At 65.3% G+C, this 12559-nt stretch carries 11 protein-coding genes; 9 read left to right on the plus strand and 2 right to left on the minus strand.

Features of this window, described 5'->3' with window-relative positions; all coding sequences use genetic code 11:
- Positions 1 to 21: 21 nt before the first annotated feature.
- The 9 genes from ACFQNJ_RS01505 to tolA are packed head-to-tail and all read left to right on the plus strand — an operon-like array spanning position 22 to position 6614.
- The gene (locus ACFQNJ_RS01505) at positions 22 to 666 is read left to right on the plus strand and encodes a riboflavin synthase (protein WP_382253280.1); all 645 of its coding nucleotides are present in this window, start codon (positions 22 to 24) and stop codon (positions 664 to 666) included.
- Positions 663 to 1793, plus strand: coding sequence for a bifunctional 3,4-dihydroxy-2-butanone-4-phosphate synthase/GTP cyclohydrolase II (gene ribBA, locus ACFQNJ_RS01510; protein ID WP_382253281.1), 1131 nt, complete (start codon positions 663 to 665; stop codon positions 1791 to 1793). Before ACFQNJ_RS01505 ends, ribBA begins: the two co-directional genes overlap by 4 nt.
- Positions 1794 to 1826: 33 nt before the next feature.
- The gene (gene ribH, locus ACFQNJ_RS01515) at positions 1827 to 2291 is read left to right on the plus strand and encodes a 6,7-dimethyl-8-ribityllumazine synthase (protein ID WP_382253282.1); all 465 of its coding nucleotides are present in this window, start codon (positions 1827 to 1829) and stop codon (positions 2289 to 2291) included.
- 14 nt (positions 2292 to 2305) lie between these two features.
- Positions 2306 to 2830, plus strand: a complete 525-nt coding sequence (gene nusB, locus ACFQNJ_RS01520; RefSeq protein ID WP_382253283.1) for a transcription antitermination factor NusB — start codon at positions 2306 to 2308, stop codon at positions 2828 to 2830.
- 11 nt (positions 2831 to 2841) lie between these two features.
- On the plus strand, positions 2842 to 4062 hold the full coding sequence (locus tag ACFQNJ_RS01525; RefSeq protein WP_382253285.1) for a pyridoxal phosphate-dependent aminotransferase: 1221 nt from the start codon (positions 2842 to 2844) through the stop codon (positions 4060 to 4062).
- Positions 4059 to 4496: a tol-pal system-associated acyl-CoA thioesterase gene (gene ybgC, locus ACFQNJ_RS01530; RefSeq protein WP_382253287.1), complete on the plus strand. Its 438-nt coding sequence runs from the start codon at positions 4059 to 4061 to the stop codon at positions 4494 to 4496. The genes ACFQNJ_RS01525 and ybgC overlap by 4 nt, the downstream gene beginning before the upstream one ends.
- 47 nt (positions 4497 to 4543) lie before the next feature.
- Complete coding sequence (tolQ, locus tag ACFQNJ_RS01535; RefSeq protein ID WP_374638989.1) at positions 4544 to 5248, plus strand: protein TolQ; 705 nt, start codon at positions 4544 to 4546, stop codon at positions 5246 to 5248.
- Positions 5249 to 5260: 12 nt separating this feature from the next.
- Entirely contained in the window at positions 5261 to 5698 is a 438-nt protein-coding gene (locus ACFQNJ_RS01540; RefSeq protein ID WP_382253289.1) for a biopolymer transporter ExbD, read from the plus strand.
- Positions 5699 to 5705: 7 nt separating this feature from the next.
- Positions 5706 to 6614, plus strand: coding sequence for a cell envelope integrity protein TolA (gene tolA / locus ACFQNJ_RS01545; protein ID WP_382253290.1), 909 nt, complete (start codon positions 5706 to 5708; stop codon positions 6612 to 6614).
- 28 nt (positions 6615 to 6642) lie between these two features.
- Here the strand turns inward: tolA and ACFQNJ_RS01550 are convergent, their stop codons facing one another.
- Together ACFQNJ_RS01550 and dnaE are read right to left on the minus strand one after the other, a co-directional pair.
- Positions 6643 to 8871 (minus strand): ATP-binding protein, encoded by a 2229-nt coding sequence (locus tag ACFQNJ_RS01550; protein ID WP_382253292.1) that lies wholly within the window; start codon positions 8869 to 8871, stop codon positions 6643 to 6645.
- 90 nt (positions 8872 to 8961) lie between these two features.
- Positions 8962 to 12528 (minus strand): DNA polymerase III subunit alpha, encoded by a 3567-nt coding sequence (dnaE, locus tag ACFQNJ_RS01555; protein ID WP_382253294.1) that lies wholly within the window; start codon positions 12526 to 12528, stop codon positions 8962 to 8964.
- Positions 12529 to 12559: the final 31 nt, after the last annotated feature.

Raw genomic sequence — 12559 nt, forward strand, 5'->3', positions numbered from 1 at the left:
AAACCCTGCGACAATAGCAGGATGTTCACCGGCATCATCACCGCGGTAGGGCGTATCGCCGCCTTCCAACCCCTGGGGTCCACACCGGACCACGGCAAGCGCCTGACCATCGAGGTGCCGCCCGGCTATCTGGACGATGTGGGCCTGGGCGACAGTATTGCCCTCAATGGTGCCTGCATGACGGTCACCACGCTGGACCTGCCCTCTTCCCGTTTCACCATCGACATATCCGCCGAGTCGCTGGCCCGTACCACGGGCCTGGCCGAGAGTGGGCGCAGGATCAACCTGGAGAAGGCGCTGCGGGCCAACGATCGCCTGGGCGGTCACATCGTCTCCGGGCACGTGGACGGCATCGGCCACGTCACCCGCTTTGCCCAGGTGGGCGAAAGCTGGGAACTGTGCATTCAGGCCCCGCTGTCGCTGGGCAAGTACCTGGCTTACAAGGGCTCAATCACGGTCAATGGCGTGAGCCTGACCGTCAACCGCGTGGCGGACAGCGCCGACGGCACCGAGTTCAGCATCAACCTGATTCCGCACACGGTGCAGAGCACCGCGCTGGGCGACCTGTTGGCGGGCGCTGCCGTGAATCTTGAAATCGACACCGTGGCCCGCTACGTGGAGCGCATGCTCACGGCGGGTCAGACACCAACCAAGGAAACCGCATGAACGCGCCCCAAGCCCTGGCCCCGGTGGCCATCTCCCCCGTGGAGGACATCGTTGCCGACATGCGGGCCGGCCGCATTGTGATCCTGGTGGACGAGGAAGACCGCGAGAACGAAGGCGACCTGGTGCTGGCCGCCGACCATGTCACCCCAGAAGCCATCAACTTCATGGCACGCTTCGGTCGCGGCCTGATCTGCCTGACGCTGACCAAGGAGCGCTGCGAGCGGCTGAAGCTGCCGCCCATGGTGCCGCGCAACGGTACCAAGATGGGCACCGCTTTCACGGTGTCGATCGAGGCGGCCGAAGGCGTGACCACCGGCATCTCGGCCGCCGACCGTGCCCGCACCGTGCAAGTGGCGGTAGCCGCCCAAGCGAAGGCCGATGACCTGGTGCAGCCCGGACACATCTTTCCCCTGCAGGCCGTGGAAGGTGGCGTGCTGATGCGCGCCGGCCACACCGAAGCGGGCTGCGATCTGGCGGCCATGGCCGGTTGCACACCGGCCGCTGTCATCTGCGAAATCATGAAGGATGACGGCACGATGGCCCGTCTGCCGGACCTGCAGCTGTTTGCGGCCGAGCATGGCCTGAAGATCGGCACCATTGCCGACCTGATTGAACACCGCAGCCGCACTGAAAGCCTGGTGCAGAAGGTGGGCACACGGGCGCTGAACACCGCCTTTGGCGAGTTCACGGCGCATGCTTTCCGCGACGGTCCCAGTGGCTCGCTGCATCTGGCCCTGGTCAAGGGACAGTGGAATGCCGAGCAGAGCGTGGATGTGCGCGTGCACGAACCACTGTCGGTGCTGGACGCGCTGGAGGTGGGCCGCTCGATGCACAGCTGGAGCCTGGAGGCGAGCCTGCGCCACATCAGCGACAGCGGCGCTGGCGTGGCCGTGCTGCTCAACTGCGGTGAATCGGCCGAGCAACTGCTGGCGCAGTTCGAGGGCACAGCGCGCTCCGCCCAGGCGCCCGAACGCGGGCGCATGGACCTGCGCACCTACGGCATTGGCGCGCAGATCCTGCGCGAATGCGGTGTGCAGAAGATGCGGCTGATGGGCAACCCGCGCCGCATGCCCAGCATGACCGGGTACGGCCTGGAAATCACCGGGTTCCTCGGCCGCAACGCCTGAGCCCCACAAACGAACAGAAGAAACGGATTCCCCATGTTTGGCGCAGACAAAGGCTCATCGAACCTGCTCGATGGCAAGAAAATGGTCATCGGCATCGTCCAGGCCCGGTTCAATGAAGGTATCACCAATGCCCTGTACGAGGCCTGTCATGCCGAGTTGCTGGCCTTGGGCGTGCAGGAAAAGCACATCACCCGCGTGACGGTGCCGGGCGCCCTGGAGGTGCCCCTGGTGCTGCAGGCCATGGCCGAGCGCGACGAGTACGACGCTCTCATCGCCCTGGGCTGTGTGATCCGCGGCGAGACCTACCACTTTGAACTGGTGTGCAATGAGTCGGGCGCTGGCGTGACGCGCGTGTCGCTGGACACAAACACCCCGATTGCCAATGCCATCCTGACGGTGGAGAACGTGGCCCAGGCCGTGGCCCGCCAGGAAGAAAAGGGGCGCGACGCGGCCCGTGTGGCCATCGAGATGGCGCATCTGGTCGAACAGATCGGCTGAAGGACGCGGGACTTATGACCACAGCCAATCCGGACGGCGCCAAGAGCCGCAAGGCCTCGGACAAGTCGGCCCGCACCCGGGCACGCGAGTTTGCCCTGCAGGCCCTCTACCAGTTCATCGTCGGACGCAATGATGCCGGCGAGGTGGACGCGTTCACCCGCGATCTGAGTGGCTTCCACAAGGCCGACAGCGTCCATTACGACGCCCTGCTCCACGGCTGCGTGGCGCAGACCGCCGAGGCCGACGAACTGATCAAACCCTTCCTGGATCGGTCGCTGGCCGAGATTTCGCCCATCGAACGCGCCATCATGTGGATAGGGGTGTATGAGCTGAGACATTGCCCGGACGTGCCGTGGCGGGTGGTGCTCAACGAATGCATCGAGCTGGCCAAGAGCTTTGGCGGCACGGACGGCCACAAGTACGTCAATGGCGTGCTGCACCAGCTGGCGCCGCAACTGCGCCCTGTCGAGGTAGCCGCCTCCCCGGCGCGTGACTCAGCCCGCAGCGGTGCCCGCAAGGGCGGCAGCGACGCTGCCTGAGGGTGTCGCCGATGCGCATCACGCAGCGGGCCCAGCGGGTCGAACCTTTCTATGTCATGGAACTGGCCAAAGCGGCACAGACCATGGCCGAGCAGGCCGGGCCGGACGCCCGGCGCATGATCTACCTGAACATCGGCGAGCCCGATTTCACCGCGCCGCCCCTGGTGCAGGCGGCCGCCGAGCGGGCCATCCGCGAAGGGCGCAGCCAGTACACCCAGGCCACGGGTCTGCCGGCCCTGCGCGAAGCCATCAGCGGCTGGTATGCGCAGCGCTTTGGCCTGTCGATCGACCCCGGCCGCATCGTGGTGACCGCCGGCGCGTCGATGGCCCTGCACCTGGCCTGCCTGGCCTTGATCGAAGCGGGCGACGAGGTGCTGATGCCCGATCCGAGTTACCCCTGCAACCGCCAGTTCGTGCAGGCGGCCGAGGCGCGTGCCGTGATGATTCCGTCGGGTCCGGATCAGCGATTCCAGCTGAGCGCGGCACAGGTGGAAGCGGCCTGGACCCCCGCCACCCGAGGCGTTCTGCTCGCGTCGCCCTCCAACCCCACCGGCACCTCGATTGCGCGGGATGAGCTGGAGCGGATTGCCCGGCTGGTGAAATCGCGCGGTGGCGTGACGATGGTCGACGAGATCTACCTGGGCCTGAGCTACGAGGACGAGTATGGTCACAGTGCGCTGGGACTGCCCGATGGCCTGGGCGATGACATCATCAGCATCAACAGCTTCAGCAAGTACTTCAACATGACCGGCTGGCGCCTGGGCTGGCTGGTGTTGCCGCCGGCGCTGGTGCCCGCCGTGGAGCGGCTGGCCCAGAACCTCTTCATTTGCGCCAGCACGATCGCCCAGCATGCCGCCCTGGCCTGCTTTGCGCCCGAGAGCCTGACCGAATACGAACGGCGTCGCGCCGAGTTCAAGGCGCGCCGCAACTGGTTCATTCCCCAGTTGCAGAGGCTGGGTCTGGACGTGCCGGTGATGCCCGACGGAGCGTTCTATGCATGGGCCGATGTGACCCGTCTTTGCGATCGCTGGGGCATCGCCATGCAGGGCACACCCGATCATCCCGGCGGCAGCTGGGCGCTGGCGTTTGAGCTGATGAAGCGCTGCCAGCTGGCAGCGACGCCCGGACGGGATTTCGGGGTGGCGGAGCCCGGCCGCTACCTGCGCTTTTCCACCGCCAATTCGATGGCGCAGTTGCAGGAAGCGATTGCGCGGCTGGAGGCGGCGCTGTGAGCAAGGGGGAGCCCTTCACCTGGCCAGTGCGCGTCTACTGGGAAGACACCGATGCCGGTGGCATCGTGTTCTATGCCAACTACCTGAAGTTCTTCGAGCGTGCCCGCACGGAATGGCTGCGGCACCTGGGCGTGGCGCAGCAGCAGCTGCGCGACGAGGTCGGCGGCATGTTTGTGGTGAGCGCCACCCAGGTGCAGTACCACCGCCCGGCGCGCCTGGACGATTTGCTTCTGGTTACGGCACGTATCGAAGAAGCCGGCCGCGCCTCGCTTACCATCCGACAGCAGGCACTCCTGAAACCGCAGCAGGAAGATCAGGACTCGACGCTTCTGTGCGAAGGCAGCATCCGCATCGGCTGGGTGGACGCACAAACCCTGCGCCCCCAGCGGATCCCCGCCGCCGTCCTCGCGGTGCTGGCTCCTTCTGCTGCCTGATGCGCGTCGATCACGAACTTTCCTTTTCATTTCATCTCTGAGACCCCATGCCGCAAGATCTCTCCATCGTCCAGTTGATGTTGCACGCCAGTTGGGTGGTGCAGGCCGTGGTGCTCATGCTGGTGCTGATGTCCGTCATCAGCTGGGCCGCCATCTTCCGCAAGGTGTTTGCCATCAAGCGGGTGAAGACGCACAACGAAGACTTCGAGCGTGAGTTCTGGTCAGGTGCCAACCTGAACGACCTGTATGCAGCCGCTGCGCAAAACGCCCGCCACGGTGGACCGATGGAGCGCATCTTCGCCAGCGGCATGCGCGAATACCAGAAGCTGCGCGAGCGGCGCATCACCGACAGTGGCACCCTGATGGATGGCGCCCGGCGAGCCATGCGGGCGAGCTTTCAGCGCGAGGTGGATGCGCTGGAAGTGAACCTCTCCTTCCTGGGCACGGTGGGTTCGGTCGCCCCTTATGTGGGTCTGTTCGGTACGGTCTGGGGCATCATGCACGCCTTCACCGGCCTGGCATCGCTGGCCCAGGTGACCCTGGCCACGGTGGCACCCGGCATCGCCGAGGCCCTGGTGGCCACGGCCATCGGCCTGTTTGCCGCCATCCCGGCGGTGGTGGCCTACAACCGTTTTGCGACCGACATCGACCGCGTGGCCAACCGGCTGGAGACCTTCATGGAAGAGTTCTCCAACATCCTGCAGCGCAACCTGGGTCACCAGCCTGCGCAGGCCACGCCGTCGGGTCACTGAGGATCGACAAGCATGGCTGCCATGTCATCCCGCGGACGCACCCGCCGTACCAAGAACGAGATCAACATGGTCCCGTTCATCGATGTGATGCTGGTGCTGCTCATCATCTTCATGGTGACCGCGCCATTGATCACGCCGAGCCAGATCGATCTGCCCAGCGTCGGTCAGGCCAGCGCGCCGCCCAAGACTTATGTGCAGGTGGTGGTGGACAAGGAAGAACGCATCCGCGTGAGCCAGGGCAACAGCAGCAAGGAGGGCCAGACGGTGACGATCGGCCAGTTGGCGGCCCAGGTCCAGCAGTTGCAGACGGCGGCCGGCGAAGGCAGCAAGGTGCCGGTGGTCATCAGTGCGGACAAGTCGATCAAGTACGAGACCGTGGTGAAGGTGATGGACACCTTGCAGCGTGCCGGTGTGGAGCGCGTGGGCCTGTCGGTGCAGTCATCCCGCTAACACCGGCATGAACCCAAGCGTCGATACGATTGACTTCAAGCCCCCGCAGGCCGGTCGCTGGCAGGGCCCGATGGGGCTGGCGCTGGTGGTCCATGCGCTGCTCATCGCTGCGCTCACCTGGGGGGTGAGCTGGCAGCAGGATTCGATCCCGACTTTTGAAGCCGAGCTCTGGTCCGCCACGGCCCAGCAGGCAGCACCACGCGCGGTGGAACCCCCGCCCCCACCGCCGCCGGAACCAGAAACCAAGCCGGAGCCCCGTCCCCAGCCAACCCCGAAGGCGGAGCCCGAGCCTGTGAAAAAGGCGCCGGATATTGCGACCGAGCAGGCCAGGAAGCGCAAGGAAGCCGAAGAGAAGAAGGCGGCCGACGAGCGTGCGAAGAAGGCGAAGGCCGAGCAGGAGAAAAAAGCCAAGGCCGAACTGGAGAAGAAGGAGCGCGAGAAGAGGCTGGCGGAAGAGAAGAAGAAAAAGGAAGCCGAGCAGAAGAAACTGGCGGAGCAGAGGCGGAAGGAAGAGGCACAGCGAGAGGCGCGTCAACTCGCGGAAGCCCAGAGGGCGGCGCGTGAAGACCAGATGCGGCGCATCCAGGGTCTGGCCGGCGCCACCGGTGGCCCCAACGCCACCGGCACTGCGTTGCGTTCCAGTGGTCCGTCGTCGAGTTACGCGGGCCGTGTCGCTTCGGCCATTCGGCCCAACATCATCTACAGCGAAGACTTCCCGGCCAGCTTGCGCACCGAGGTGGAGGTGCGCGCCATGACCGACGGCACCATCACCGACCGGCGGGTCGTGCGCAGCAGCGGCAACCGCAACTGGGACGACGCGGCGCTACGGGCGATCGACCGGACCGCCAAGCTGCCGCGCGACACCGACGGCCGGGTGCCCTCGCCCATCGTGATCGTGGTGCGACCGACCGACTGACCAGTTCTGGCCAGTCCGGGCCAGTCTGTCAATCAGCGGGTCGACCCTTGGCGGCCACCTGCCGCAGGATCTGGCCGAGGTCATCAAAGGACACCGGCTTGAACAGCACCTCGGCAAATCCGTCGTCCAGCAGGGCCTGGCGCTGGGCGTCGCCCACGTGCCCGCTGACCAGCACCACCGGCGGTGCGTCGGGTGTCTGGCGAATGCGCTGCATGAGGCTGCGACCGTCGAGCTTGGGCATGGTCAGGTCGGTGAGGACCACGTCCCAACGCTGATCGCTGCCCTGATACAGCTGCCAGGCCTCCTCGCCGTCGCGGGCGCGGATCACGTCCCAACCCTGACGCTCCAGCAGGCTGCCCCAGGAGTGACGCACCAACTGGTCGTCATCGGCAAACAGCATGCGAAGGGTGCCCGACGAAGCGCCGGAGGCGCCCAGCGGCGTCTGGCCCGACGCTTCGGGCCTGGCCTGAGCGGGCAGCAGGAGATGGAAGCAGGCGCCGTGACCGGGCTGGCTGACCACGCCGATGCTGCCGCCATGACGCCCCATGACACCGTGGGCCACCGACAGCCCCAGGCCCGTCCCTTTGCCCACGCTCTTGGTGGTGAAAAACGGATCGAAGATCCTGTCGATGTTCTCCGGAGCGATGCCAGGCCCATCGTCGCAAACCTGCACATGGAGATAGTCCCCCTCAGGCAGCTCGGCCACGCCCGGCCACGACGCCTGTCCCGCCGGCAGCGGCAAGCTGAGACGGTCCACGCGCAAACGGACCCGCCCGACACCGTCCATGGCGTCCGAGGCATTGATGATCAGGTTGACCAGGACCTGCTGAAGCTGCGTCGGGTCGGCCTGGATCAGGTCGTCTTCACACAGTTGCTCCACCTGCACCTGCGTCGAGCGCACCAGCCCGGAAGACACAAACTTGCGTGTCTGCTCAACCAGAGCGCCGACATGCACCGGCTCCAGATTGAGCTTGGACTGACGACTGAACGTCAGCAGCTGGCGCATGAGCCCCTGTGCGTACTGGGCGCCCTTGATCGCCTGGTCCACGGCCTCACGGCTGGGATGATCGGCCGCCAGATCCTCCTGCGCCAAACGCATCCAGCCGGAAATGCCCGCCAGGGAGTTATTGAAGTCATGGGCAATGCCGCCGGTGAAGCGACCCAGGGCCTCCATCTTCTGGCTCTGCATGAGCTGCAGCTGCAGGGCTTCCTGCCGGGCGTGCGCGTTTTTCTGTTCGATGGCGTCCATGCGCACCCGATCGAGCAGGGAATTGATGCCGTTGGCCACTGCGGTCAGTTCGTCCTGCCCCCCCATGCGAATGCGCTCGGTACCCGCCAGGCCTTCGGCCGTGATGGCACCCAACTGGTCATGCATGCGACTGAGGCGCCGCAGGACCCATCGATCGAGCAGGAACACCAGCGTCGCGCCGACGATCAGTCCGGCCAACAGCACCTGAAGCCCGGTGGTGACCGCCAGGGACCGCGCCTCGTCGTCCATTTCCCGGACCAGGTTCAAGTCCAGGGTGGCGACGGGTTGTCCGTCATGGTCATCGATCACGGCCTGGACGCCGATGCGGCGGTCGCTCAACTCGCGGGTCCAGACCTTGACACCCGCTTTGGCGATGCCGTCGAAACTCAACGAAACCTGCGTCAGCATGAGATCGCTCATGCGGACGAGCTCGGCGTGGCTGATCGCGCGAACCATCAGCAAGACACCGGATGGTGCCTGGGCCACCACGCCCGGATCCCGGATCACCGCGGCGGCCACCACGTAGAGTTGCTGCTCGTGCTGCACAAAGGTCCGCAGGGTGCTCATCCCGCTGGCGTCAGCGAGCAGTGGCTGCCCCAGCTGAAGGAGCTTGGGCAGCAGCCCGGAGGACACCAGTTGCAGCTCTTCGCCATCCACCAGCCTCGCGGCGGCCTTGGGCTGTCCTGTGCCATCCAGCACCAGCACCTCGGACAGCCGAAGGTATTTCATGTTGTCCTCGGTGATGTTGTCATCGAGGAAGGCATCGTCCTGGCCGCGAACGAAGCGGACCGCATCGTCCCAGTATGCGTAGTCGATGGTGGTCGTCAGCAGTTCCTGCGCCTGCTGGGACAGGATGCGTCTGGCGCGCTCCCCCTCGTGCAAGGCCCTCTCGTCCTCCAGGGCGGCAAAGGAACGGGAGATGGTCTGCCCCGTCACGACGATGGCCAGCAGGGTGACGACACCGACCGCCGCCAGGATCAGCAGCCACGCTTTGTGCTGGAGTTTCATATCAAGGCAGTATCGTCACTTTTGCCGCCCAATTAAATGACAAAACTCCCAAAAGAATGTGAATAACCGGACAGCGTGAGATTGTTCCGGTCAGTCGAACACAATCTCGACCTGCTGTCCATGCGACTGGGCCATCCAGCTGGCCAGCGCGGCATCCGTGGGGTAGAACAAGGCGCGGTCGTCCAACTGAAGTTCACAACGGGCACCAGGGCGCTGCACCAGCAGCCGCACCGGCAGACCCCGCACCAGTTCGCCCTGCTCGGTCTGCTCTCTTTTCGGCGGGAAGTCCCTGACCAGGCTCGACACCGCCGTGGCCTGGCCATTGACGGCCACCCGCAGGTACTTGCCGAAGCGGCAACGCGCTGCCGCCAGGTCCCAGATGTGCTGCATCTTCAGGCGCAATCCTCCAGAGAAGCGATCCGGCTGCGCCAGGGCCTGCACGATGATCAATTCGTCGTCCTTGAGCAGGTTGCGGTGCTGGTTGATCAGGTTCTCGTCGGCCGTCGCCTCGATAACCCCTGACTTGTCGTCCAGCTTGAAGATGGCCACCTTGCCCCGTTGGCCATTGATGATGCGCAGATCGCCCACGATGCCGGCCAGCAGCACCGGATCGCGGCTGTCGACCACATCGGCCACCGGCGTGCGGGCAAAACGGCGCACCTCCCGCTCGACCTCGTCGAACAGATGCCCCGAAAAGTAGAAACCGATGGCGGTCTTTTCGTGGGTCAGACGCTCCTTGACGCCCCAGGGCAAGGTGGCGACCAGATCGGGCTCCTGGGCGCTGGAGCCATGGTCATCTCCGCCGAGCATGTCGAACAGGCCACCCTGGTTGGCGTTGGCCTGCGTGGTGGCGGCGTACTCGAAAGCCACGTCCAGTGACGCCAGCAGCTCGGCCCGGTTGAGGTGGATGGCATCGAATGCGCCGGCCTTGATCAAGGCCTCGACCGTGCGCTTGTTGATGCGTGAGCGATCGACCCGCAAGCAGAAATTGAACAGGCTCGTGAATGGTCCCGTCTGGTCACCGTTGAGGCCTTCGCCCCGACCTTCGCGGGCCGCCACAATGGCCTCGATGGCTGCCTGTCCGGTGCCCTTGACCGCACCAAGTCCGTAACGGATGAGCTTGTCGGTCACCGGCTCGAAGCGGTAGGCACCGCGGTTGACATCGGGCGGCTCGAAGGCCATGCCCATCTTCTGCGCGTCTTCCCACAACACCTTGAGCTTGTCGGTGTTGTCCATTTCCACCGTCATGTTGGCGCAGAAGAACTCGGCCGTGTAGTGGACCTTGAGCCAGGCGGTGTGATAGGCCAGCAGGGAGTACGCGGCGGCATGCGACTTGTTGAAGCCGTAGCCGGCGAACTTCTCCATCAGGTCGAAGACCTCGTCGGCCTTCTCCTGGCTGATGCCTTTCTCGGCCGCGCCCTTGCGGAAGATGACGCGGTGCTCGGCCATCTCCTCGGGTTTTTTCTTGCCCATGGCCCGGCGCAGCATGTCCGCGCCACCGAGGCTGTAGCCGCCGAGCACCTGGGCGGTCTGCATCACCTGCTCCTGGTAGACCATGATCCCGTAGGTCTCGGCCAGCACGGGCTCGACCAGCGGGTGCGGGTACTCGACCACCTCGCGACCGTGCTTTCGCGCCACGAAGCTGGGAATCAGGTCCATCGGACCTGGTCGGTACAGCGCGTTCAGGGCGATCAGGTCTTCCAGACGGGAAGGCTTGGCATCGCGCAGCATGCCCTGCATGCCACGGCTTTCAAACTGGAACACGGCCTCGGTCATGCCCTTGGAAAACAGCGCGTAGACCTTGGGATCGTCCAGCGGCACGTTGGCGAAGTCGAAGTTCTCCTGACCCTTGTGGCGCTTCATGATGAATTCGCGCGCGATCTCCAGGATGGTCAGCGTGGCCAGGCCCAGGAAGTCGAACTTCACCAGCCCGATGGCCTCGACGTCGTCCTTGTCGTACTGGCTGACCGCCGATTCGCTGCCCGGCTGCATGTACAGCGGGCAGAAGTCGGTCAGCTTGCCCGGGGCGATCAGCACACCGCCGGCATGCATGCCGATGTTGCGGGTCATGCCTTCGAGCTTCTGCGCCATCTCGATCAGGGTCTTGACGTCCTCTTCCTTCTGGATGCGCTCGGCCAGCACCGGCTCCATCTCGATGGCGTAGTTGTTCTTGTCGCCCTCCTTCTTCGGCACCGGCGGATACTGCAGCGTCACGCTCATGCCCGGCTTGTTGGGGATGAGCTTGGAGATGCCGTCACAGAAACCGTAGGAGAAGTCGAGCACACGACCCACGTCGCGGATGGCGGCTCGCGCGGCCATGGTGCCGAAGGTGGCGATCTGGCTCACTGCATCCTTGCCATAGCGGTCCTTGACATAGTCAATGACACGGTCGCGGTTGGCCTGGCAGAAGTCGATGTCGAAGTCGGGCATGGACACCCGCTCCGGGTTCAGGAAGCGCTCGAACAGCAGGTTGTACTGCAACGGATCCAGGTCGGTGATGAGCAGCGCATAGGCCACCAGCGAGCCGGCACCCGAGCCGCGACCCGGGCCGACCGGACAGCCGTTTTCCTTGGCCCACTTGATGAAGTCGGACACGATGAGGAAGTAGCCCGGGAAACCCATCTTGAGGATGGTGTTGAGCTCGAACTCCAGGCGCTCGACATAGCGGGGACGCTGCTCCTCGCGCCGGGCCTCATCCGGGAACAGGTGCTTCAGGCGCCCTTCCAGCCCCTCGTAGGACACGTGGCGGAAATACTCCTCCACCGACATGGTGCGGCCGTCGACCGGCGGGATCGGGAAGTTGGGCAGTTGCGGTTTGCCCAGCACCAGGGTCAGGTTGCAGCGCCGGGCAATCTCCAGCGAGTTGGCCAAGGCCGAGGGCACGTCGGCAAACAGCGCCTCCATCTCGGCCGCAGGTTTGAAATACTGCTCGCGCGTGAAGCGCCGCACCCGGCGGTTGTTGCCCAGAATCTCGCCTTCGGCAATGCACACCCGTGCCTCATGCGCCTCGTAGTCGTCGGGCTCCAGGAACTGCACCGGGTGCGTGGCCACCACCGGCAGCCGCAAGCGGGCCGCCAGGCGCACCGCGGCGACCACGTGGCGCTCATCGTCGGGCCTGCCCGCCCGTTGCAGCTCCAGGTAGAAGCGGTGGGGAAACATGCCCGCCAGCTGCAGCGCCACATCGGCCGCACGCTGGTCGTCACCGGCCAAAAGGGCCTGGCCGACGGGACCTGCATGGGCGCCGGACAACATGATCAGACCGGCGTTGAGTTCCTGCAACCACTCACGCTTGACCAGCGGCTGCTCACGCACCACGTTCTTCGTCCAGGCCCGTGCCAGCAGCTCGCTCAGGTTGAGGTAACCCTGCCGGTCCTGCACCAGCAGCAGGACCCTGGGCATGGGTGGCTGGTGGGGCCCCATGGCACCGGCGGCCGCCTCTTCTGAGAATCCCTGCAGAGCCACCTCGGCGCCGATCACGGGTTTGAGCCCGGCGCCCCTGGCGGCCTTGTAGAACTTGATGCCGCCAAACAGGTTGTGCAGGTCGGTGATCGCCAGCGCCGGCTGGCCATCGGCGGCGGCGGCAGAGACGACGTCATCGATGCGGGTGGTACCGTCGACGACAGAAAATTCGGTGTGCAGGCGCAAGTGAACAAACATCCCGGGATCATGCCACCGGTACATCCCGGGA

The sequence above is a fragment of the Hydrogenophaga bisanensis genome, from assembly GCF_042665135.1.
Lineage (GTDB): Bacteria > Pseudomonadota > Gammaproteobacteria > Burkholderiales > Burkholderiaceae_C > Hydrogenophaga > Hydrogenophaga bisanensis.